The sequence below is a fragment of the Geodermatophilus sp. SYSU D01045 genome, from assembly GCF_054050295.1.
Map to the genome: position 1 here is coordinate 27,735 of NZ_JBJGZB010000018.1, position 20,038 is coordinate 47,772.

Here is a 20,038-nt window from a genome sequence, read left to right on the forward strand (position 1 = left end):
CCCGACGGGAGAGGGCTCGTGACCGGACCACTGGACGGCGTGCTCGTCGTCGACCTGACCCGCGCGCTGGCCGGGCCGCACGCCGCGATGATGCTCGGCGACCTCGGCGCCCGGGTGATCAAGGTGGAGAACCCCGGCGGCGGGGACGACACCCGCGGGTGGGGGCCGCCGTTCGTCCAGCCTGAGCAGGGCGACCGGGAGTCGACGTACTTCCTGTCGGCCAACCGCAACAAGGAGTCGGTGACCCTCGACCTCAAGGACGAGGGCGACAAGGAGCTGCTGCGCGAGCTGGTCCGCCGGGCCGACGTGCTGATGGAGAACTTCCGCCCCGGCACGCTCGAGCGCCTCGGCTTCGGCACCGCCGTGCTCGCCGAGCTCAACCCGCGGCTGGTCACCCTGTCGATCTCCGGCTTCGGCCACGACGGCCCCGAGGGCGGCCGCGCCGGCTACGACCAGATCGCGCAGGGCGAGGCCGGGCTGATGTCGCTGACCGGCCCGGGCCCGGACGACCCGCAGCGCGTCGGCGTCCCGATCGGCGACCTGCTGGCCGGCATGTACGGCGCCTACGGCGTGCTCGCCGCGCTGCACGAGCGGGAGCGGACCGGCCGCGGCCAGGTGGTGCGCACCTCGCTGCTGGCCGCCGTCGTCGGCGTGCACGCCTTCCAGGGGACGGCGTGGACGGTGGGCGGGCAGGTCGGCCGCGCGCAGGGCAACCACCACCCCTCGATCGCCCCCTACGGCCTGTTCCACTGCAAGGGCGGCAGCGTGCAGCTGTCCTGCGGGTCGGAGTCGCTGTGGCGGCGGCTGTGCGCCGAGTTCGGCCTGGACCCGGAGGCGCCGGGCCTGGCCACCAACGGCGAGCGGGTGGGCAACCGGCAGCAGGTCGTCGAGCTGCTCGAGCGGACCTTCGCCGACGTCGACGCCGAGACGCTGCTCGCCCGGCTGGCCGCGGCGGGCGTCCCGGCGGGCAAGGTGCGCACGATCGACGAGGTCTACGGCTGGGAGCAGACCCTCTCGCAGGGCCTGCTGGTCGACGTCGAGCACGCCACCCTCGGCCGGCTGTCGCTGCCCGGCCCGCCGCTGCGGTTCTTCGCCGCCGGTCCCGACGGCGAGACCGAGACCACCCGCCGTGACCACGCCGCGCCCCCGGTGCTCGGCGGGTCGGACGAGACGGTCCGCGCCTGGCTCTCCGCGTGACCCGTCGGCTCGACGCCCGCAGCCTGCGCGACCTGGTCCTCGACCCCGGCTCGTGGACGAGCTGGGACGCCCCGATCGGCCCGCGCGACGTCGACCCGCGGTACGCCGCCGAGCTGCGCGCCGCGGCCGAGCGCAGCCGCCAGGACGAGGCCGTGGTCACCGGCGAGGGCCGGCTGCGCGGCCGGCGGGTGGCCGTCGTCGCCGGGGAGTTCGGCTTCCTCGCGGGCTCCATCGGGGTGGCCACGGCCGAGCGGCTGGTCGCCGGCATCGAGCGGGCCACCGAGGAGGGCCTGCCGCTGCTGGCCGCCCCGGTGTCCGGCGGCACCCGGATGCAGGAGGGCACGGTCGCGTTCCTGCAGATGGTCGGCATCACCGCGGCGATCGCCCGGCACAAGGCCGCGGGCCTGCCCTACCTGGTCTACCTGCGCGACCCCACGTTCGGCGGGGTGCTCGCCTCGTGGGGGTCGCTGGGGCACGTGACGATCGCCGAGCCCGGCGCGGCGGTCGGCTTCCTCGGTCCCCGGGTCTACGAGGCGCTCTACGGCGAGCCGTTCCCGCCCGGCGTGCAGACCTCCGACCACCTCGCCCGGCGCGGGCTCATCGACGCCGTCGTGCCGCACGAGGACGTCGCCGACCTCGCCGACCGGGCGCTGTCGGTGCTGTCGGCGCGGCGCACCTGGCACGCCGACGTCCGCGACGCCGAGCGCCCGGTGCCCGAGGACGGCACCGAGGACGACGACCCGGAGGACGGCCGCAGCGCGTGGGACGTCGTCACCGCGTCCCGGCGGCCCGACCGGCCGGGCGTGCGGCGGCTGCTGCGGACCGCGGCCACCGACGTCGTCGGGCTGTCGGGCACCGGCGCCGGCGAGAAGGACCCCGGCCTGCTGCTGGCGCTGGCCCGCTTCGGCGGCGCGCCGTGCGTCGTCCTCGGGCAGGACCGGCGCGGGCAGTCGCTGTCGGCGCCCCTGGGCCCGGCGGCGCTGCGCGAGGCCCGGCGCGGGATGCGGCTGGCCGCGGAGCTGCACCTGCCGCTGGTGACGCTGATCGACACCCCGGGCGCGGCGCTGTCGGTGGAGGCCGAGGAGGGCGGGCTGGCCGCCGAGATCGCCCGCTGCCTCGAGGACCTGGTGACGCTCCGGGCGCCGACGCTCGCGGTGCTGCTCGGCCAGGGCACCGGCGGCGGCGCGCTGGCCCTGGTGCCCGCCGACCGGGTGCTCGCCGCGGCCAACGGCTGGCTGGGTCCGCTGCCGCCGGAGGGCGCGGCGGCGATCGTGCACCGCACCGTCGACCGGGCCCCGGAGATGGCCGCCGCACAGGGCGTGCGGGCGACCGACCTGTGGCGGGCCGGGATCGTCGACCGGGTGGTGCCCGAGCGCCCCGACGCCGCCGACGAGCCGGTCGAGTTCTGCCGCCGGCTGGGCCGGGTGCTCGGCGAGGAGCTGGCCGGGCTGCTCGGCCGCGACGACGCCGAGCGGCACCGCAGCCGGCTGCACCGCTACCGGCGGCTCGGCCGCTGACGGCTCACCGGGCGACGCCGGGGGCGTAGGTGCCGAAGCTCCACTCCTGGCCGCCGGGGTCGACCAGCCGCGCCCGCCGGGTGCCCCACTCGGTGTCCTCCGGGGCGATGACCGGCGTCGCGCCGGCGGCGACGCCGCGGGTGAAGCGGTCGTCGACGTCGGCGGGGTCGTCGAGCACCAGGTACAGCCCGGACCCGGTGGACCGGCCGAGCAGCGGCGGGCGGACGTAGCCGGCGTCGTCGCTGGCGACCATCAGGACGACGTCGTCGCAGCGGACCTCGGCGTGCGCCACCGTGCCGTCGGCGGCGTCGGACCGCCGGACGACGGTGAAGCCGAGCGCCGCCATCCAGGCCAGGGCGGCCGGTGCGTCGCGGTAGCTGAGGTAGGCGGCCAGGCGCGCTCCCATGGCGGGGACGCTAGGCCGCGGTGACCTCCCGGACCAGCCCCCGGCGGCGGCCACCGCCCGGCGTCCGCGCCTCAGCCGGCGGCGTCCCCGCCGTGCGGCACCCGGCGGGAGCGGTCGGGGTCCAGGTGCTCGACGACGGTCTCGAGCACCTCGCGCAGCACCTCGGTCTGCCCGGGGGTGAGCGGGTCGAACAGCGCGCCGCGGACGGCGTCGACGTGCCCGGGCGCGACGCTGCGGACGAGGTCCCAGCCGGCGTCGGTGAGCACGGCGACGTTGCCGCGGCCGTCCTCGGGCGAGCGCTCGCGGCGGACCCAGCCGCGGTCCTCCAGCCGCGCCACGGTGTGCGAGAGCCGGCTCTGCGACTGGTTGGCCCGCCGGGCGAGGTCGCTCATCCGCCGGCTGCGGCCGGGCGCCTCGGACAGCATCGCGAGCACGACGTAGGCGGCGTGCGAGAGGCCGGCGTCGCGCTGGAGCTGCGCGTCGAGCTCGCGCGGGAGCAGCTCGGCGAGGGTGAGCCAGGCGCGCCAGGCCCGCTGCTGGGTGTCGTCGAGCCAGCGCGCGGTCACGGCGGCGACGGTACCGGCGCGTCGTCACCCGGATGAGCCGCCCACCACCGGATCCGGTGGTACGCACTGTGAGCGGTCGACCACCGCGTGACGCCTGCCTGGGGGACGGGTGTCACTCGCCCGGACTGTGAGCCGATGCACCGTTGACGGACAGTCACCGGCCACCGAGGGTTGCTGCGGTCGGCGGACCGGCCGGTTCCTGAACAGCACCACCCGAACGGAGACCCCGTGCCCCACGGCGAGCAGCCCGCACCGACCCCCGCGACCGGGCGGCGCGACGCCTTCGCCCCCCTGCTGGGCAACCCCCTCGCCGCGCTGCTGCGCGAGCACGACCGCGCCGGGGTGGGCACCCACGGCGTCCCGACGGCGGGCGCGCCCGAGCCGGTCACCGTCTACGACGACGGCGTCCCGCGGGTGAACCTGGGCAGCAACAACTACCTCGGCCTGGCCGGTGACCCGCGGGTCGTCGAGGCCGCCGTGGCCGCGGTCCGCCGGTTCGGCACGAGCACCTCGGGCAGCCGCGTCCTCAACGGCACCACCCGGCTGCACCTGCAGCTGGAGGAGGAGCTCGCCGACCACTACGGCGTCGAGGCGGCCGTGCTGACCTCCTCCGGGGTCAACGCCAACGTCGCGCTGCTGTCCACCGCCTGCGGCCCCGACGACGCCCTGCTGGTCGACGCGCACGCGCACGCCAGCGTGCACGCCGGGGCGGCGGCCAGCCGCGGCACCGTGATCCGGTTCCGGCACAACGACCTCGGGTCGCTGACCCGGCGGCTGGACCGGCTGGACCCGCACGCCGGCGCGGTCGTCGTCGTCGACGGCGTCTACTCGATGACCGGCGAGACCGCGCCGCTGGCCGGGCTCGCCGAGCTGTGCGCCGCGTACGGCGCGCGCCTGGTGGTCGACGAGGCGCACGGCCTCGGCGTCCTCGGCGAGCTCGGCCGCGGCGCGGCCGAGCACTGCGGCGTCCTGGACCGGGTCGACGCGGTGACGCTGGCCTTCAGCAAGTCGCTGGCCAGCGTGGGCGGGGCGGTGCTGACGTCGAAGGCGGTGGCCGACGGCATCCGGGCCAGCGCGATGCCCTACGTGTTCAGCGCCGCCAACGAGCCGGCCGGCGTCGGCGCGGCGCTGGCCGCGCTGCGCATCCTGCGCGAGGAGCCCGGGCGCCGGGACCGGCTGCAGGAGAACGGCGCCCGGCTGCGCGTCGAGCTCTCCGTCGCCGGCGCCCCGCCCCTGCCCGGCAGCGGCGCCGTCATCGCCGTCCCGACCGGCAGCGAGGAGGCGACCGCCGCTGCGTGGCGGGCCGCCTACGAGGCCGGGGTGTACTGCAACGCCGTCGCCCACCCCGCCGTCCCGCGCGGCAAGGGGGTGCTGCGGCTGTCGGTGATGGCCACGCACACCGCCGAGCAGCTGCAGGCCGCCGCGGGCTCGGTGGCCGCCGCCGTCCGGGCCACCCGGGACGCCGGGACCGCGGGTCAGGAGCTCGGCGGGGCGCTCGCCGTCGCCTGACCCGCGGCCGCCACCCGGCCGAGGCGCTCGAGGTCGGCCCGGAGGCCGGCGGTGCGGTCGCGGTGCGCGGGCAGTAGCAGCGCCGCGACCCGCTCCGTCGCCGCCGGCATGCCGGTGAGGTCGTAGCGCTGCCCGATCCGGGTGCCGGTGCCGGCCGGTGCCAGGGCGACCCGCCAGTGCGTCCGGTCCCGGTAGGGCCCCGTGGGCACGGTCCGCCAGGCCGGCACCCGCCCCGGGTCCACCTCGGTGACCTCGCAGACCCGCGCCCGGCGCGACCGGCCCGACCGGTTCCAGCCGCGGAAGCGCGCACCCGGGGCCACCGCCGAGGAGCCGGGCAGCCAGGCCGCCCGGACGCACTCGCCGCTCCACTCCCCCACCCGGGTCGGGTCGGCGAGCACCGCCCACACCGCCTCCGGCGGCGCCCCGACCTCGACCTCGACCGACACCGACGGCGGGATGCGCAGGCTCACCCGCGGGATGCTGCACCCGCCGGCGTCCGCGGGCCAGGGCCGGGACGATCACCCCTACCGCTCCGGCCCGGCGCCTGCCAGGGTCGACGGTGAGGCCGCCTCCGTCGAACAGGCGCGCGGGGCCCTCCAGTGGTCGGAGGCCGGGATGACGCGCCTGTCCGTGCCCTGGCGGCTCGTCCTCGCCGTCGCCGCGGGGTACACCGCCGGGTCGCTCACCTCGTTCCTGCTGTTCGAGGCGTCGAGCACCGGTGCCGTGCTGTTCCTGCCGGCCGGGGTGACCCTCTCGGCGCTGGTGCTCAGCGACCGGCGCCGGTGGCCCTGGGTCCTCGCCACGGCCGCGCTGGTCGAGGTGGTGATCGACCGGTCCATGGGCATCGGCCCGGTCGCCGCCTGGGGCTTCGCCCTGGCCAACACCGCCGAGCCCCTCGTCGGCGCCCTCCTGCTGCGCCGGTTCGCCCCCGCCCCGGACCTGGGCCGCCGCCGCGACCTGACGGCGTTCCTGCTCTGCGCCGTGCTGGCCGGCCCGCTCGTCGGCGGCCTGCTCGGCTCGGTCACCATCCACTGGTCGCAGGGGCCCGCGGTGCTCGACGGCCTCGTCCCGTTCTGGGCCGGCGACGGGCTCGGCGTGCTGACCGTCGGCGGGGCCGTGCTGACCTGGCGGCTGGGCCGGGGCCGGCCGGCCGCGGCCCGGCGGGTGGCGGTGCTGCTCCTGACCGCCGCGGTGACGGCGGCCGTCTTCTGGCCGGTCGGCGTCCCGGTGGCCTGGCTGACCATCCCCTGGCTCACCTGGCTGGCCGTCCGGTACGGCGTCGCCGTCGTCACCGAGGCCGGCCTGGTGGTCGCGGTCACCGCCAACGTCATGACCGTCGTCGGGCGCGGGCCGTGGGCCCCGTTCCACGACACCCCGCGGGTGGAGGCCGCCGCCCTGCAGGCGTTCATCGCCGTGGCGGTCCTGGGCGCCTGGCTGCTGGCCGTGGAGATCGCCGAGCGGGACCGGGCCCGGTCGGCGTCCCGCCGGGAGACCGCCGCCCGCCGCCGGGTCGAGGCGCTGCAGCAGGTGACCGCGGGGCTGGCGACCGCGGCGACCACCGACGCGATCGCCGCGGTGCTGGTCCGCTCCGGCATCGCCCTGCTCGCCGGCTCGGGCGCCGTCGGGGTGGTCGACCGGGAGGGCGGCCGGCTGCGCGTGTGGACCACGGACGGGGACGGGGAGACCGCGCTGCCGCTCGGCGACCCGTCCCCGCTGGCCACCGCGGTCCGGCGCGGCGCCACCGTCCGCACCGGGGACCCGGCCGGGCTGGCGGTGCCCGCCCGGGTCGCCGGCACGACGTTCGGGGCCCTCGGCTTCCGCTTCGCCGACGGCGACGCGGCCGACGACGAGGCCGACGACGAGGCCGACGACGACGTCGAGGCGATGGCGCGCACGCTGGCCGAGCTCATGGGTCCCGCGCTGCACCGGGCCCGGCTGTACGAGGAGGAGCGGGAAGCCGCCCACCAGCTCCAGCGGGCCTTCCTGCCCGCCGTCCCCGACCGGCTGCCCGGCGTGGAGCTCGCCGGCTGCTACCGCCCGGCCGACCAGCAGCACGACATCGGCGGCGACTGGTACGACGCCTTCCCGCTGCCCCTCGGCCGGGTGGGGTTCGCCGTCGGCGACGTCGTCGGCCACGACCTGCGGGCCGCCGCGGCGATGGGCCGGCTGCACTCGGCGCTGAGCGTCCTGGCCGCCGCGCCGCACGACGGCCCCGCCGCGGTGCTCGAGGCGCTGGACCGGGCGTCGTCGTCCGTCCCGGGCGCGGCGCTGACCACCATCGGCTACGGCGAGTACGACCCGGCCACCTGCCGGCTGCGCTACGCCTGCGCGGGCCACCCGCCCCCGCTGCTGGTCACCGGCTCCGACGTCCGGTACCTCACCGGCGGGCGGTCGCGGCCGCTGTCGGTCGCCGCCGGGCCCCGCGCGGAGGACGAGGTCGAGGTCCCGCCCGGCTCGACGCTGCTCTGGTACTCCGACGGTCTCGTCGAGCGGCGCGACGCCGACGTGGACGCCGGCCTCGCCCGCCTGGCGTCGGTCGCCGCCCGGCTCGACGGCGCCCACCCCCGGTCCTGGTGCGACACGGTGATGACCGAGCTCACCGGCGGCCAGCGGTTGCACGACGACGTCGTGCTGCTCTGCCTGCGGCTGCAGCCGGTCGCGCCCGTGGTGGCGCCGAGGACGCCCCGCCCGTCCGAGGTGGTGCAGCCGCAGCCGGCGCCGTAGCGTCGCGCCGGCGCGAGGAGGACGCGGTGCCCGGGTGGGCGTGGACGCTGGCCGGGATCGCCGGGGGTCTGCTGCTGTGCTGGCTGGTGCTGGTGGCGGCGCTCTGGGCGGCCCGGCCCGACGAGCTGCGGGCGCGGGAGCTGGTGCGGCTGCTGCCCGACGTGCTGCGGCTGGTCCGCCGGCTGGCCGCCGACCGCTCCCTGCCGCGCGGGGTCCGGGTACGCCTGTGGCTGCTGCTGGGCTACCTCGCGCTGCCGGTCGACCTGGTGCCCGACGTCATCCCGGTGATCGGGTACGCCGACGACGCGGTCGCCGTGGCCCTCGTGCTGCGCTCGGTGGTCCGCCGGGGGGGGGGGGGGGGGGGGGGGGGGGGGGGGCGGGGGGGTGGTGTTGTTCCGGGAGTTTTGGGGGTGGGGGTGGAGGGCGGCGGCGGGGGGGGGGGGGGGCTTGTGGGGGGGGGGGGTGTCCCGCGGGGCGGGCGCCGCCCCGCTGAGCCGGCACTGGCCGGGCACGGACGCCGGCCTGGCCGCGGTGCGCCGGGTGGCGCGCCTGCCCGGCTGAGCCGCGGTCGCGCCGGTTGCCCTCGGGGCCGGCGGGCGAGGACGCTGGGACGCCCGCCGGACCGAGGAGCGGGCATGGCCGTGTCCCAGGCACAGGGCAGCGGGTTCGAGGCGCTGCGCCACGTGACGGTCGACGGGGTGTCGCTGGCCTACCGGGAGCTGGGTGCCGGCGAGCCGGTGGTCCTCGTGCACGGCGGCCTCGGCGACCTGCGCACGTGGTCCGCGCAGCTCGGGCCGCTCGGCGCGCGGTGCCGGGCCATCGCCTACAGCCGCCGCTTCGCCCGCCCCAACGCACCGGTCCCCGCCGGCGCGGCGGACCCGATGCCGGTGCACGTCGCGGACCTGGTCGCGCTGCTGCGGGCGCTGGACGCCTCGCCGGCGCACCTGGTCGGCAACTCGTGGGGCGCGTACGTCTGCCTGCTCACCGCGCTGGAGCACCCGGACGTCGTCCGCGGCCTGGTCCTCGAGGAGCCGCCGCTGCTACCGCTGGTGCTCGGCCCCGGGCCCCGCCCGCGGCCGGCCGACCTGGCGCGCGCCCTGCGCCGCCGGCCGCGCGCGACGCTCGCGGTGCTCGGGTTCGGGCTGCGCACCTCCGCCCCCATGGCCTGGGCCTACCGGCGCGGCGACCCCGGGCGGGCGCTGGAGCTCTTCGCCCGTGGCGTGCTCGGCCGGCGGGCCCTGGCCGCCATGACACCCGAGCGCCGGCAGCAGGTGCGCGAGAGCGCGGACACGCTGCAGGCCGAGTTCCGTGCGGGGTTCCCGCCGGTGACCGAGGCGGAGCTGCGCACCGTGCGCGCCCCGGCCCTGCTCCTCACCGGCGAGCGCAGCCCGGCGATCACGCGGGCGCTCGGCGACTGGCTCGCCGACCTGCTGCCCTCCGCCGAGCAGGTGGTCGTGCCGGGCGCCTCCCACCTGGTGCACGAGGACGCCCCCGCGTTCGTCAACGACGCCGTCCTGCGCTTCGTCGGCCGCTGACCGGGGACCCGAGGCGTCAGGACCGCTCCGCCGCGGTGGCGATGTCGGCCAGGTCCGCCTCCAGCGCCCGGGTCACCGCGCGCCGGCCGAGAGGGCCGGTGACCGCCCCGAGGACCCGCGCCAGCGTGGACGTCGGCCGGGCCCCGAACGTCATCGCCAGGTCGCTCCCGCCGTCGCCGGCCGGGGTCACCGCGACCGTCGACAGGTACCGGACGCCCGGCCGCACCGCCTCGGTCGTGTACGACCGCTGCGGCTCCACCGCGGTGACGGTCATCTCCTCGGTGGCCGAGCGCCCCATCATCGTGCGGGTCTCCCGCCACCGCGTCCCGACGCCGAACTCCCCCGGCGTGAGGACCTCCACCGCGTCGATGCCCCGGACCACCTGCGGCGACCCCGCGAGGTTGGTGACCACCGCCCACACGCGCTCCACCGGCGCCGCCACGTGCCGGCGGACCTCCACGTCCTGCATGCCGCCTCGCTCCCTCGCCGTGCCGCCGCCCCGGCGGCACCGACACCCTGCCACCGGGGGACGACGGATCGGCCCGCAGCGGGGCCGGATCGGGTTCCTGCCCCCGGCGGGGAGTGCGACGCTGCCCTCGACCACGACGCGATCCCGGGCGCGCGGGATCGGCAGCGCCGGGAGGGCAGCATGGTCCGGAGCATCCTCTCCGCCCCGGGGTGGCTCGTGTTCATCGGGCTGGTGGTCGTCTTCCCCGCGGTGGTCCTGCTCGTCCAACTGGGGATCCGGCGGCGCTGGCCGGCGCTGGCACGGGGTGAGCACAACGACGTGGTGGGCTTCATCATCGCGGTCGTCGGTGTCATCTACGCGGTGCTGCTGGCCTTCGTCGTCATCGTCGCCTGGGAGAGCTTCACCAGGGCCGAGGAGGTGGTCGGCCAGGAGGCGAGCGCCCTGCGGACCCTCTACCGGGACAGCGTCGGCCTGCCCGGGGAGTCGCAGGCGGAGATGCGGGACCTGGTCCTGCAGTACGCGACCGAGGTGGTCGAGGACTCGTGGCCGGCCATGGCCGACGGACGCCCGGGGGACCCCGAGGCGGGGGACGTCCTGCAGGAGATGGCGGACCTGCTCGCCGGCACGCCCGTCACCACGCCCGGGGAGCAGGAGTTCGTGGGCGCGGAGGTGGACCGGCTGAACGAGCTCGTGAGCCTGCGCAGCCAGCGGCTCGACTTCGTCGAGAGCGGGATCCCCGCCAGCCTGTGGGTCGCGCTGGTCGTCGGTGCCCTCGTCACCGTCGGCTTCGCGCTCCTGTTCGGCCTGGAACGCACCGCGCTGCACCTCGTCATGGTGGGCAGCCTCTCGGTGCTCATCGGCGTGCTCCTGTTCGTCGCGGTCGGGTTCAACTACCCGTTCGCCGGCGACGTCGCCGTGCACCCCACGGCCTTCGAGCGCGTGCTCGACGACTTCGGGAGCCCCGCGGACGGCGACTAGCCGACCCACGCCGGCTCTGCGGGCAGCGTTCGGAGCGCGCCCGCGATCCCCGGGTGGCCGACGTCCTCAGCGGCTCGCCGTCACCGTGCTGAGCGCGGCCGCAGGAGGGCCGATCCGCTCCGGGGGGTGCGGCTGCAGCCCCGCCTCGCGCAGCTGACCGAGCAGCACGTCGACGGCGGGCAGCTCCATGCGGCCCTCCTGCGCCCGCAGCAGCAGGTCCAGGTGCCGGCTGAACAGCTGCGGCCCGACCACGGTGGTGACGACCACGAGGGCGCCGCCGGGTGCGAGCAGGCGGCCGAGCGCGCGCAGCAGCTCCACGCGCTCGTCGACCGGCACGCAGTGGACGACGTTGGCGAGCAGGACCAGGTCGATGCCGTCGGTGAGGGCGCCCGGGCGACCGGCGGCGAGCGCCCTGCGGATGTCGACCGTCTCGACAGCGGCCCGGTCGGCCAGGCCCCGCTCGCTCAGCGTGCGCCGGGCCACTGCAGCGGCGTCGGGGTCGACGTCCACACCGACGCCGGTGGCGTCCGGGGCCGCCTCGAGCACCGCCGCCAGGTACAGGCCGGCACCGCACCCGACGTCGAGCACCCGGCGCGGCCGACGCTCCGTGACCGTGCGGACCAGGTGAGCGCGGACCAGCGGGGAGATCGCGGCAGAGAGCCGGGCGATCACCTCGCCGTCCTCGGCGGTGTCGCGCCGCCCCGGGCCACCGCGCAGCAGCACCGGCAGGTCCCGGTAGAGCTCGGTGTGGTAGCCGCCGAAGCCCTCGTACGTCGCGCGCACCGGGTCGTCGCCGACGACCGCGCGGCCGAACCGGGTGAGCCGCCACGAGCCCTCCCCGGCGACCAGCCCCGCGGCAGCGAGCACGCGGAGGTAGGCGGTCAGCAGGTCCCGGTCGACCACACCCAGGCGTCCGGCCAGCTGCTGGGTGCCGGCCGGGCCCTCGCCGAGTGCGTCGAGCACGCCCAGGTCGAGCGCGGCGGCGACCAGCTGCAGCCGGACCCCGGTCAGACCCTCCCGCGCGGCGCGCAGCCGCGCGCGGAGGTCCCCGCTGCGCAGCACCTCGGCCAGCGCTCTCGGGTCGGGCATCCTGGCCATCGAGCCCCCCTCGGCCCGGAGAGCGCGACGGTAGCGCACCTCGACCGCACCGGGGGCTGACGCGCGCCCCCACCGCGATCCGGCTCACCCGCCGCAGAGGTGACACTCGCCGACATCCGTGGACGGCGGGTCGCGGCGTGGCGCATCATTGGCAGTCGAGGGCCCCGAGTGCCAGCCTCCGCCGGCGCCGGGCCCGCCCCACCCCCGCTCGACCAGGAGTGCCACGCCGTGCCCACGTACCAGTACGTCTGCACCAACCCCGAGGGCAAGCACCAGTTCGAGGTGGTGCAGTCCTTCACCGACGCGGCCGTGGCCGAGTGCCCGACCTGCGACGCCCCCGTGCGCAAGGTCTACGGCTCGGTCGGCGTGGTCTTCAAGGGCTCCGGCTTCTACCGCACCGACAGCCGGTCCGGCTCGTCCTCCGGCGACTCGTCGACGAGCACCGCGTCGTCGTCCTCGGACTCGTCGTCCTCCTCGACGTCGTCGTCGAGCAGCAGCTCGTCGTCCTCCTCGTCCTCCTCCTCGTCCTCGCCCTCGTCCTCGTCCTCGGGCGGCGGCAGCAAGGCCGCCGCGAGCTGAGCCCCGGCCGTCCACAGCCGGGCGGCCGCTCCACAGCCCGCCCGCGCCGGCGCCGCCGGGGCGACCGGGCGGCGAGCCTGGGCCGGTGGTCCGCTTCCGCCGTCCCCGCTCCCCCGCCCTCCTGCTGCGCCGGTGCCTGGCGGCGGCGCTCGCCGTCGGCGCGCTGCTGCTCGCCCTGCGCCCGCCGCCGGTCCCGGCCGCGGCCCCGCCCGCCGGCACCCCGGTGGTCACCGCCGCCGGCGACCTGCCGGCCGGGACGGTGCTGACCCCCGACCTGCTCGCCACCGCGGAGCTGCCGGCCGGCGCGGTCCCGGCCGGCGTCGCGGCCGACCCGGCGGAGCTGACCGGCCGGGTGCTGGCCGCGCCGCTGCGCGCCGGTGAGCCGGTCACCGACGTCCGGCTGCTCGGCCCGGGCCTGACGGCGCTGCTGCCGGCCGGCCAGGTGGCCGCGCCCGTCCGGCTCGCCGACCTCGCCGTCGCGGGGCTCGCCGCCGCCGGGGACCGGGTCGACGTGCTGGCCACCGCGCCGGGCGCGGGACGGGCCGAGGCGGTGGCCCGCGGCGCGCTGGTCCTCGCCGCACCCCGGTCCGGCGGGGACGACGGCGGGCTGCTCGTGCTCGCCGTCGACGAGGCCACGGCCGCCACTCTCGCCGCTGCGGCCACCACCGCCACGCTGACGTTGAGCCTGCCGCGGTCGCCGTGAGGGGATGGCCGCGTGCTCAAGGGATTCAAGGACTTCCTGCTGCGCGGCAACGTCGTCGAGCTGGCCGTCGCGGTGGTCATCGGCACCGCGTTCACCGCGGTCGTCACCGCGTTCACCGACTCGTTCCTCACCCCGCTGATCGCGCTGGTCACCGGTGGCGGCGGTGTCGGCGGCGAGTTCACCGTCAACGGCGAGACGTTCGCCTACGGCGCGTTCGTCAGCCAGGTGATCACGTTCGTGCTGACCGCGGCGGTCGTCTACTTCGTCGTCGTGCTGCCGACGAAGCGGATCGCCGAGCGGCGCCGGCGCGGCGTCGAGGCCGGGCCCGCGGCGCCGACCGAGGTGGAGCTGCTCGCCCAGATCCGCGATCTGCTGCGCGACCGGCAGGGTGATCCGCGGCCCTAGTCGGAGCCCCAGTGCGGCGGCCGGTCCTCCAGGTAGCGGCGGTCCGGGTCGGAGTCGTCGGGGCGCTCGCCCCAGCCGACGTCGCGGTCGTCGGGCGCCCGCTCGGCCGCGGCCGCCGGTGGCGGCGGGGGCGCCTCGACCACCGGCACCCCCAGCCCGTCGAGGACCTCCGCCGACGGCAGCGCGGCCAGCACCGCCCCCGGGACGGCGAGCTTCGCCCCGCGGGTCCCCGAGCCGACGACGACGAGCCCGGCAGCGGCCACCGCGGCGTCGACCAGCACCGGCCACGACGCCGGCAGCCCGACCGGGGTGATCCCGCCGTAGGCCATCCCGCTCTCGGCGACGGCCACGTCCTGCGGCGCGAACGACGCCTTGCGCGCGCCCAGGTGCCGCCGGACCAGGCCGTTGACGTCGGCGCGGGTGGTGGCCAGGACGACGCAGGCCACCAGCGTCGTCTGCCCCGCCCGGCGCGCGGCCACGACGACGCAGTTCGCCGAGGCCTCCGGTGGCACCCCGTACGCCTCGGTGAACGCGGCGGTGTCGGCGAGCGCGTCGTCGACGGGGGCGACCCACGCCGGACCGGGCAGGCCGGCCAGCGCGGCCGCGACCGGGCCGGCCAGCAGGTCGGCGCGCGAGGCGGCCGGGACCCAGGTCAGCGAGCCGAGGACGGGGGGCCGGTCGGTCGGGTCGGGCACGTCCCGATCCTGCCCCCTGGCCGGATCCCTGCGACGGACGGCCCGATCGCGGGCGGTGGGGACGGTGCCGACCGGCCAGGATGGGGCCCATGATCGGCCAGTTGCACTCCGTCGTGATCGACGCACCCGACGCGCACGCGCTCGCCACCTTCTACGCCGAGCTGCTGGGGCTGGAGGTGAGCAAGGGCGGCCCGGGCGACGACTGGGTCGTGGTCAGCGGCCGCGGGCACCGGTTGGCGTTCCAGCAGGCGCCGGACCTGGTCCCGCCGGACTGGCCGGACCCGCAGCGCCCGCAGCAGTTCCACCTCGACGTGTACGTGGCCGACGTCGACGAGGCGGAGCCCGAGGTGCTCGCCCTGGGCGCGCGGAGACTGCCCGGCGGCGGGGGCGACTTCCGCGTCTACGCCGACCCGGTGGGCCACCCGTTCTGCCTCGTGTGGGACGCCGCATGAGCGCGCACGTGCCCGACGTCGACCGGAGCAGGGCCAGCGCGTTCGTCGCGGCCACCGGGTTCGACGTCGCCGAGGTCAGCGGCACCCGGGTCACCGGCACCGTCGAGCTCGGGCCGGACCACCACACCCCGTGGGGCGTCGTGCACGGCGGCGTCTACTGCGCGGTGATCGAGTCGGCGGCGTCGATCGGTGCCAGCACCGCCGTCGCCGACCGCGGCCAGTTCGCCGTCGGGGTGAACAACAGCACCGACTTCCTGCGGCCGGTCACCGCCGGCCGGCTCGACGTCGTCGCCGAGCCCGTGCAGCAGGGCCGCACCCTGCAGCTGTGGCTGGTGCAGCTCACCCGCGCCGAGGACGGCAAGCTCGTCGCCCGCGGCCAGGTGCGCCTGCAGAACGTGCCGTTCCCGGGGGCGTGAGCGACCGGGCCCGGCGCGCGGCGGCCGCCGCCACCGCGGTGGCCGCCGCCACCGCGGTGGCCGCCGCGCACGGCGTCCGGTCGGCCGGGCCGCGGGTGCTGCACGACGGCGTCAACGTCGTCGTCCACCTCGCCCCCGTGCCGGTCGTGGCGCGGGTGGCGACGCTGACGCCGCTGCTGCGCCCCGACCCGGCCCGCCCGGCCGGCCGCGAGGTCGCCCTCGCCGCAGCGCTGGCGGCGGCCGGCGCCGCGGTCGTCCCGCCGAGCGACCTGCTGCCGCCGGGACCGCACGTGCACGGGGGGCTGACGCTCACCTTCTGGCGGCACGTCGAGGTGCTGCCGCGGCCACCGTCCCCGGCCGGGGTGGCCGCCGCGCTCACCGCGCTGCACGAGGTGCTCGCCGGCCTGCCCGTGACCGGGCGCGCTGGACACCCCGCTCGACGACCTCGCCGTCTTCACCGAGCGGGCCGGCGCGTGGGGCGTGGAGCCCGCCGTCCGCGCGCGGATGGCGGAGCGGGTGGAGGTCCTCCGTCCCCGGCTGGGCGGCCGGGTGCAGGCGCTGCACGGCGACGCGCACCCCGGCAACCTGCTGGCCACGCCGGACGGCCGGCGGTGGACCGACCTCGAGGACACCTGCGCCGGCCCGCCGGAGTGGGACCTCGCCTGCCTGCGGCTCACCTCCCGGCTGGACGGCCGGGCCGCGCTGGACGCGATGGGCGGCCCGTCCGACGCCGAACTGGCGCCCTGGCTGGAGCTGCGCCGGCTGCACGCCGCGGCCTGGTGGACCGTCGTCGGCGCCCACCACCCGGAGCGGCGGGCGCAGGCCGCGGCGGTACTCGCCGGGGTGCTCGACTAGACGAGCGGGAGCGCCGGCTCGCGGTAGGTGGTGCCGGCCGACGACGGCGGCAGCACGTCGGGGTCGAGCACCACGGAGAACAGCGCCCGGGGGTCCTGCAGCGTCGCCGGCGGGCGGGCCGCCGCGCGCGGGACCACCCGGTCCCAGCGGGCCGGGCGGCGGTGCGGCAGCAGCTCGCGGCCGTCGAACCGGTAGTCGCCGAGCACCTCGCCGACCAGCAGGCCGGCGCCGTGCTCGATCGGCAGGGCCACCGGGTCGCCGGGGCGGATCTCGTCGAGGAAGGCCGACAGCTGGCGCAGGTCCTTGCTCGGCCGGCGCCCGGAGATCTCCTTGGCCAGCGCGCGCAGCTCGGCCGGCGACAGGCCCGTGGCGTCGACGTCGACCCCCGACTGGGTGCCGAGCCCGACGACGCCCGCGGCCAGGCACGCGCCCAGCTCGTTGTGCGCCCGCGGCCGCACCACCCACACCCGGGTGCCCTCGGGCGCGGCCGCCGGCGGGACGTCGTCGGGGCCGGGCCAGACGTAGGGCAGATCGTCGGGCTCGGCGCCGAACAGCGGGGCGAACCGCGGCCGGTAGAAGTCCGGCTCCTTGGCCAGCAGGTTCGACCGGTGGGACAGGTGCAGCGCCTCGTCGCCGACCCAGGAGGGCAGCATCCCGGCACGGGCGAGCTCGTCCTGGCCGGCACCCTCCACGTCGGGGGCGAACTCGGCGATCAGCGTGCGCGTGCTGTCGGCGAACCCGCGCTCGCGCCAGACCCGCACCATCGCCAGGCCGTAGACGACCAGCGCCGCCGTCCGCCCGCGCCACATGTGCACGACCGGGTGCGAGGACCAGCCGTAGTCGGGCAGCTCCAGGGCGCGCAGCACCTGCAGCGTCTCGACCCGCTGCTTGCCCAGGCGCGGCGAGTCCAGCAGCCGCGCGCTCTCCTCGAAGTCGGCCACCGGCAGGAAGGTCTGCATCGCGGCGGTTCCTGCCCGGTCGGGTGGGCGGTCAACCGCCGAGCGCCTCCAGCGCCGCCTCCCAGCGGGCACGGCGGGCGTCGTCGTCCTGCTCCCACCAGGCGGGGCCGCGCTCCCCCAGCCCGGTCTTGGCCAGCTGCACCCGGTCGCGGGCGGCCCGGACGGCGGCCGGGTCGGTGGCCGCCCGCACCGCCGCGCGCGCCGTGCCGAGGTGGGAGAGCAGCCGGGCGCGGACGTCGTCGGGGAGGGCCGGGTCCGCCTTCCGCCACCGCCGCCCGTCGACGACGAGCCAGCGGCCGTCCTCGGTGTGCTGGACCTCGCGGCGGGTCACGCGCCGCAGCGGCGGGCCAGCTCGGGCAGCACCTCGCCGAGCGGCGCGTCCACCTTCACGTCGACCTTGGCGTCGCCGCGCGTGGGGCCGAGGTTGACCACCGCCACCGGGATGCCGAGCTCGGCGGCGCGCAGCACGAACCGGTAGCCGCTCATGACGGTCAGCGAGGAGCCGAGGACGAGCAGGCCGGCGGAGTCCTCGAGCAGCCGGAAGCAGGCGTCCACCCGGTCGCGGGGCACGGTCTCGCCGAAGAAGACGACGTCGGGCTTGAGCGGCCCGTCGCCGCACGCGGTGCACCCGACCATGACGAAGCCGTCGAGCACCTCGTCGGGGAGCTCGGCGTCGCCGTCGGGGTTCACCTCGTCCGCGCGCGGGCCGAAGGCCGGGTTGGCGGCCCGCAGCCGGCGGTGCAGCTCGTCCCGCCGGGCGACGTCGCCGCAGGCCAGGCACACCGTCCGGTCCAGCCCGCCGTGCAGCTCGACGACGTCCCGGGCGCCGGCGGCCTGGTGCAGGCCGTCGACGTTCTGCGTGACGACGCCGGCGAGCAGGCCGGCCCGCTGCAGCCGGGCGACGGCGGAGTGCCCGGCGTTGGGGCGGGCGGCGGCCATCTGCGGCCAGCCGACGTAGCTGCGCGCCCAGTAGCGGTGCCGCCCGCGCGGGTCGCGGCGGAAGGTCTGCCAGGTCATCGGCGTGTGCCGGCGCAGGGAGCCGGTCGCGCCGCGGTAGTCGGGGATGCCGGAGTCGGTGGACAGGCCGGCGCCGGAGAGGACGAGGACGTCGCCGTCGGCGACCAGGCCGGCCAGCTCGTCGAGGCCGTCCGCGGTCTGGACGGCGGGGAGGGCGGCGGTCACCGGCCCATCGTCCTCCGTGACCGCACGCCGCGCCGCCGTCGTCAGGTGAGCCGGCCCTCCAGGCGGCCGAGCAGGTCGTCGTAGACCCGGCGCAGTCCCCTGGGGGCGAAGGTGCGCTCGAAGAAGCCGCCGATGCCGCCCGCGCCGTCCCAGGTGGTGCGCACCCGCACGGTGCTGCTGCCGGAGTCGGCCGGGGTGACCGTCCAGGTGGTGACCATCGAGGAGCGGGTGTCGCGCTCGACGAGGGTGCCGTCGGGCTCGGTGACTACGACGTCCTGCTCGCGCACCCGCTTCGACGTCGCGGCGAACCGCCAGTGCACCCGCGTGCCGGAGCCCTGGCCGCCGGCCTCGACGCGGTAGTCGCTGAACTGCTCGGGCAGCACCTCGCGGCGGGTGCCGGTGTAGTCGGCGAGGGCCGCCCGCACCCGCTCGGCAGGAGCACGGACGACGCGTTCGGCGGTGGCCACGACCTGTCCCATGGCCGCCATCCTGCCCGCGTCCCCGCCCGCCGCGCCGCGGAGGCTCAGCCGGCGGAGTCCTCGGCGTCCAGGTACGAGCAGCGGAACCGGGCGCCGGCCATCGCCTCGGTGAAGCGGGCCTCCCAGGCGGGGTCGTCGGCCGGGAAGGCCGCGAACACGCGGTCCTCGAGGACGACCGGCACCCCGTCGGTGCCCGGGTACGAGCGGCGGAGCAGCACCCGCGTCTGCCCGTCGACCTCGTCGTGCGCCGGCGCCCACCGGGCCCGCGGCAGGGCGGCCCGCCGTCCCGCCGTCCAGACGCCGAGGCGGGACAGCAACAGGCCGACGAGCACCAGCAGCAGCACGATCTCGACCACTGCGAGCAACACGCACCGACGGTAGACACCCGGGACGCTCCGCGGGCCCCCTCCGTGCGTGCCGGTAGCCTCGGTCCGCACGCCCCGGTCGGCCGAGCGCCGACGAGCCCCCGTAGCTCAGGGGATAGAGCATCGGTTTCCTAAACCGTGTGTCGCAGGTTCGAATCCTGCCGGGGGCACCGTCGTCCGCAGCGGGCACGTGACCGCCCGCCGCGTCCGGCGTACCGGTCGCGGCGGCCGCCCTCTACCGTTCCGGACCATGGTGGACGACGCGGAGTCGCCGGTCCCTGCAGCGCCGCCGGAGGCGCTCCTCGTGCCGCTGTGCTGGGACGGGCCGCAGGGCTCCTACGAGCAGCGGGAGGGCGTCCTCCAGGAGGCGGCCCTGCTGTACGCGCGGCTGACCGCCGGGGACCCGGCCGGCCGGTTCGTGGTCTACCGCTTCCTGGAGGCCTGGCGGGAGCACCTCCGGCTCTCCCTGCTCGGGGTCGTCGAGGACCTCCCGGCGCTGACCGGGGAGCCGCTGACCCTCGACGGGGACGACGTCTTCGCGCACTGGAGCGTGGTCCAGGACGTGCTGGTCGGGCTGTGGCCCGACGCCGCGGAGGACACGGCGGTGACGTCCCGCGCCCTGATCCGGTTGCAGACCGCGTTCGGCTCCGACCGCGTCGACGTCGGCGCGGTCCACCGCGAGATGCTCGCCGCGGTGGCCTTCTTCGACGGCGTGTCGGCCCGGGCGCAGGCCCACCTGGAGTTCCTGCGGGACCGGCTCGACCACCTGAGCTGACCGGGCGCGACGTCAGCGGGTGCACGATCCCGTAGCGGAGCCCGCGGGCCTCCGCGTGGGCGGCGTCGACGTCGTCGGTGTGCACCGAGACGGCCGGGACCTCGGGCGGGGTGGCGTCGGAGGCGACGAGCTGGACGCGCCTGCGTTCCTCCTGCCCGTCGGGGTGGCCCCGAC

The 20,038-nt window shown here is 77.7% G+C and carries 24 protein-coding genes, 1 tRNA gene and 1 pseudogene; 15 read left to right on the plus strand and 11 right to left on the minus strand.

Going from position 1 to position 20,038, the window contains the following annotated elements:
• Positions 1–18: 18 nt before the first annotated feature.
• Together ACI798_RS15910 and ACI798_RS15915 are read left to right on the plus strand one after the other, a co-directional pair.
• Entirely contained in the window at positions 19–1,197 is a 1,179-nt protein-coding gene (locus ACI798_RS15910) for a CaiB/BaiF CoA transferase family protein (RefSeq protein ID WP_457048368.1), read from the plus strand.
• Entirely contained in the window at positions 1,194–2,714 is a 1,521-nt protein-coding gene (locus ACI798_RS15915; protein ID WP_456941763.1) for a carboxyl transferase domain-containing protein, read from the plus strand. The genes ACI798_RS15910 and ACI798_RS15915 overlap by 4 nt, the downstream gene beginning before the upstream one ends.
• 4 nt (positions 2,715–2,718) lie before the next feature.
• On the opposite strand, the gene ACI798_RS15920 is transcribed toward ACI798_RS15915, so the two are convergent.
• Together ACI798_RS15920 and ACI798_RS15925 are read right to left on the minus strand one after the other, a co-directional pair.
• Positions 2,719–3,120, minus strand: coding sequence for a VOC family protein (locus ACI798_RS15920; RefSeq protein WP_456941764.1), 402 nt, complete (start codon positions 3,118–3,120; stop codon positions 2,719–2,721).
• 71 nt (positions 3,121–3,191) lie between these two features.
• On the minus strand, positions 3,192–3,686 hold the full coding sequence (locus ACI798_RS15925; protein WP_456941765.1) for a MarR family winged helix-turn-helix transcriptional regulator: 495 nt from the start codon (positions 3,684–3,686) through the stop codon (positions 3,192–3,194).
• A 228-nt stretch (positions 3,687–3,914) separates the two neighbouring features.
• Between ACI798_RS15925 and ACI798_RS15930 the strand changes: the two genes are divergently transcribed.
• Positions 3,915–5,195, plus strand: coding sequence for an aminotransferase class I/II-fold pyridoxal phosphate-dependent enzyme (locus ACI798_RS15930; protein ID WP_456941766.1), 1,281 nt, complete (start codon positions 3,915–3,917; stop codon positions 5,193–5,195).
• Here ACI798_RS15930 and ACI798_RS15935 read toward each other — a convergent pair.
• Complete coding sequence (locus ACI798_RS15935; protein ID WP_457048369.1) at positions 5,162–5,665, minus strand: SRPBCC family protein; 504 nt, start codon at positions 5,663–5,665, stop codon at positions 5,162–5,164. The genes ACI798_RS15930 and ACI798_RS15935 overlap by 34 nt on opposite strands.
• 145 nt (positions 5,666–5,810) lie before the next feature.
• Here ACI798_RS15935 and ACI798_RS15940 point away from each other — a divergent pair, with 145 nt between their 5' ends.
• The 3 genes and pseudogenes from ACI798_RS15940 to ACI798_RS15950 all read left to right on the plus strand — a co-directional run bounded on the left by ACI798_RS15940 (position 5,811) and on the right by ACI798_RS15950 (position 9,454).
• Positions 5,811–7,919: a SpoIIE family protein phosphatase gene (locus ACI798_RS15940; protein WP_456941768.1), complete on the plus strand. Its 2,109-nt coding sequence runs from the start codon at positions 5,811–5,813 to the stop codon at positions 7,917–7,919.
• A gap of 161 nt (positions 7,920–8,080) precedes the next feature.
• A pseudogene (locus tag ACI798_RS15945) lies at positions 8,081–8,230 on the plus strand (DUF1232 domain-containing protein); the annotation flags it as partial.
• Positions 8,231–8,554: 324 nt separating this feature from the next.
• Complete coding sequence (locus tag ACI798_RS15950; RefSeq protein ID WP_457048400.1) at positions 8,555–9,454, plus strand: alpha/beta fold hydrolase; 900 nt, start codon at positions 8,555–8,557, stop codon at positions 9,452–9,454.
• Between the two features lie 16 nt (positions 9,455–9,470).
• Here ACI798_RS15950 and ACI798_RS15955 read toward each other — a convergent pair whose 3' ends face one another.
• The gene (locus ACI798_RS15955; RefSeq protein ID WP_457048370.1) at positions 9,471–9,923 is read right to left on the minus strand and encodes an SRPBCC family protein; all 453 of its coding nucleotides are present in this window, start codon (positions 9,921–9,923) and stop codon (positions 9,471–9,473) included.
• A gap of 180 nt (positions 9,924–10,103) precedes the next feature.
• Between ACI798_RS15955 and ACI798_RS15960 the strand changes: the two genes are divergently transcribed.
• Positions 10,104–10,901, plus strand: a complete 798-nt coding sequence (locus ACI798_RS15960) for a bestrophin-like domain (protein ID WP_456941772.1) — start codon at positions 10,104–10,106, stop codon at positions 10,899–10,901.
• Positions 10,902–10,967: 66 nt separating this feature from the next.
• On the opposite strand, the gene ACI798_RS15965 is transcribed toward ACI798_RS15960, so the two are convergent.
• A complete protein-coding gene (locus tag ACI798_RS15965) occupies positions 10,968–11,990 on the minus strand; it encodes a methyltransferase (RefSeq protein WP_457048371.1) in 1,023 nt (340 codons plus the stop codon).
• 237 nt (positions 11,991–12,227) lie between these two features.
• Here ACI798_RS15965 and ACI798_RS15970 point away from each other — a divergent pair, with 237 nt between their 5' ends.
• The 3 genes from ACI798_RS15970 to mscL all read left to right on the plus strand — a co-directional run bounded on the left by ACI798_RS15970 (position 12,228) and on the right by mscL (position 13,686).
• A complete protein-coding gene (locus ACI798_RS15970; protein WP_457048372.1) occupies positions 12,228–12,578 on the plus strand; it encodes an FmdB family zinc ribbon protein in 351 nt (116 codons plus the stop codon).
• Positions 12,579–12,663: 85 nt separating this feature from the next.
• Complete coding sequence (gene cpaB / locus ACI798_RS15975) at positions 12,664–13,281, plus strand: Flp pilus assembly protein CpaB (protein ID WP_457048373.1); 618 nt, start codon at positions 12,664–12,666, stop codon at positions 13,279–13,281.
• 12 nt (positions 13,282–13,293) lie between these two features.
• Positions 13,294–13,686 carry a large conductance mechanosensitive channel protein MscL gene (mscL, locus tag ACI798_RS15980; RefSeq protein WP_456941776.1) on the plus strand — a complete coding sequence of 131 codons (393 nt, stop codon included), beginning with the start codon at positions 13,294–13,296 and terminating at the stop codon, positions 13,684–13,686.
• On the opposite strand, the gene ACI798_RS15985 is transcribed toward mscL, so the two are convergent.
• Positions 13,683–14,381 (minus strand): YbaK/EbsC family protein, encoded by a 699-nt coding sequence (locus ACI798_RS15985; protein ID WP_456941777.1) that lies wholly within the window; start codon positions 14,379–14,381, stop codon positions 13,683–13,685. The two genes, mscL and ACI798_RS15985, sit on opposite strands and share 4 nt — an antisense overlap.
• 89 nt (positions 14,382–14,470) lie before the next feature.
• Here ACI798_RS15985 and ACI798_RS15990 point away from each other — a divergent pair, with 89 nt between their 5' ends.
• The 3 genes from ACI798_RS15990 (at position 14,471) to ACI798_RS16000 (ending at position 16,104) form a co-directional block, all read left to right on the plus strand.
• Positions 14,471–14,833 carry a VOC family protein gene (locus ACI798_RS15990; protein WP_456941778.1) on the plus strand — a complete coding sequence of 121 codons (363 nt, stop codon included), beginning with the start codon at positions 14,471–14,473 and terminating at the stop codon, positions 14,831–14,833.
• Positions 14,830–15,249 carry a PaaI family thioesterase gene (locus ACI798_RS15995; RefSeq protein WP_456941779.1) on the plus strand — a complete coding sequence of 140 codons (420 nt, stop codon included), beginning with the start codon at positions 14,830–14,832 and terminating at the stop codon, positions 15,247–15,249. Before ACI798_RS15990 ends, ACI798_RS15995 begins: the two co-directional genes overlap by 4 nt.
• 480 nt (positions 15,250–15,729) lie before the next feature.
• Complete coding sequence (locus ACI798_RS16000; RefSeq protein WP_457048374.1) at positions 15,730–16,104, plus strand: phosphotransferase family protein; 375 nt, start codon at positions 15,730–15,732, stop codon at positions 16,102–16,104.
• Here the strand turns inward: ACI798_RS16000 and ACI798_RS16005 are convergent.
• Genes ACI798_RS16005 through ACI798_RS16025 form a run of 5 tightly spaced genes read right to left on the minus strand, consistent with a single transcriptional unit; the run spans position 16,101 to position 19,092 of the window.
• A complete protein-coding gene (locus ACI798_RS16005; RefSeq protein WP_457048375.1) occupies positions 16,101–17,063 on the minus strand; it encodes an MSMEG_6728 family protein in 963 nt (320 codons plus the stop codon). The genes ACI798_RS16000 and ACI798_RS16005 overlap by 4 nt on opposite strands.
• 31 nt (positions 17,064–17,094) lie before the next feature.
• Positions 17,095–17,394 carry a biopolymer transporter Tol gene (locus ACI798_RS16010; RefSeq protein WP_456941782.1) on the minus strand — a complete coding sequence of 100 codons (300 nt, stop codon included), beginning with the start codon at positions 17,392–17,394 and terminating at the stop codon, positions 17,095–17,097.
• Entirely contained in the window at positions 17,391–18,245 is an 855-nt protein-coding gene (locus ACI798_RS16015) for an NAD-dependent protein deacetylase (protein ID WP_456941783.1), read from the minus strand. Before ACI798_RS16015 ends, ACI798_RS16010 begins: the two co-directional genes overlap by 4 nt.
• A 41-nt stretch (positions 18,246–18,286) precedes the next feature.
• Positions 18,287–18,724 carry an SRPBCC family protein gene (locus ACI798_RS16020; protein ID WP_456941784.1) on the minus strand — a complete coding sequence of 146 codons (438 nt, stop codon included), beginning with the start codon at positions 18,722–18,724 and terminating at the stop codon, positions 18,287–18,289.
• Between the two features lie 44 nt (positions 18,725–18,768).
• A complete protein-coding gene (locus ACI798_RS16025) occupies positions 18,769–19,092 on the minus strand; it encodes a hypothetical protein (protein WP_456941785.1) in 324 nt (107 codons plus the stop codon).
• Between the two features lie 94 nt (positions 19,093–19,186).
• Here ACI798_RS16025 and ACI798_RS16030 point away from each other — a divergent pair.
• Positions 19,187–19,259 (plus strand) — tRNA-Arg (locus ACI798_RS16030).
• An 80-nt stretch (positions 19,260–19,339) separates the two neighbouring features.
• Complete coding sequence (locus tag ACI798_RS16035; RefSeq protein ID WP_456941786.1) at positions 19,340–19,864, plus strand: hypothetical protein; 525 nt, start codon at positions 19,340–19,342, stop codon at positions 19,862–19,864.
• Positions 19,865–20,038 lie beyond the last annotated feature (174 nt).

Bases quoted from the DNA above. Each gene is read 5' to 3' on its own strand.
- ACI798_RS15965 (WP_457048371.1), bottom strand. From the start codon at position 11,990: ATGCCCGACCCGAGAGCGCTGGCCGAGGTGCTGCGCAGCGGGGACCTC.
- ACI798_RS15955 (WP_457048370.1), bottom strand. From the start codon at position 9,923: ATGCAGGACGTGGAGGTCCGCCGGCACGTGGCGGCGCCGGTGGAGCGC.
- ACI798_RS15940 (WP_456941768.1), top strand. From the start codon at position 5,811: ATGACGCGCCTGTCCGTGCCCTGGCGGCTCGTCCTCGCCGTCGCCGCG.
- ACI798_RS15920 (WP_456941764.1), bottom strand. From the start codon at position 3,120: ATGGGAGCGCGCCTGGCCGCCTACCTCAGCTACCGCGACGCACCGGCC.
- ACI798_RS16020 (WP_456941784.1), bottom strand. From the start codon at position 18,724: ATGGGACAGGTCGTGGCCACCGCCGAACGCGTCGTCCGTGCTCCTGCC.
- ACI798_RS15950 (WP_457048400.1), top strand. From the start codon at position 8,555: ATGGCCGTGTCCCAGGCACAGGGCAGCGGGTTCGAGGCGCTGCGCCAC.
- ACI798_RS16005 (WP_457048375.1), bottom strand. From the start codon at position 17,063: ATGCAGACCTTCCTGCCGGTGGCCGACTTCGAGGAGAGCGCGCGGCTG.
- ACI798_RS16035 (WP_456941786.1), top strand. From the start codon at position 19,340: ATGGTGGACGACGCGGAGTCGCCGGTCCCTGCAGCGCCGCCGGAGGCG.
- ACI798_RS15990 (WP_456941778.1), top strand. From the start codon at position 14,471: ATGATCGGCCAGTTGCACTCCGTCGTGATCGACGCACCCGACGCGCAC.
- ACI798_RS15995 (WP_456941779.1), top strand. From the start codon at position 14,830: ATGAGCGCGCACGTGCCCGACGTCGACCGGAGCAGGGCCAGCGCGTTC.
- ACI798_RS15960 (WP_456941772.1), top strand. From the start codon at position 10,104: ATGGTCCGGAGCATCCTCTCCGCCCCGGGGTGGCTCGTGTTCATCGGG.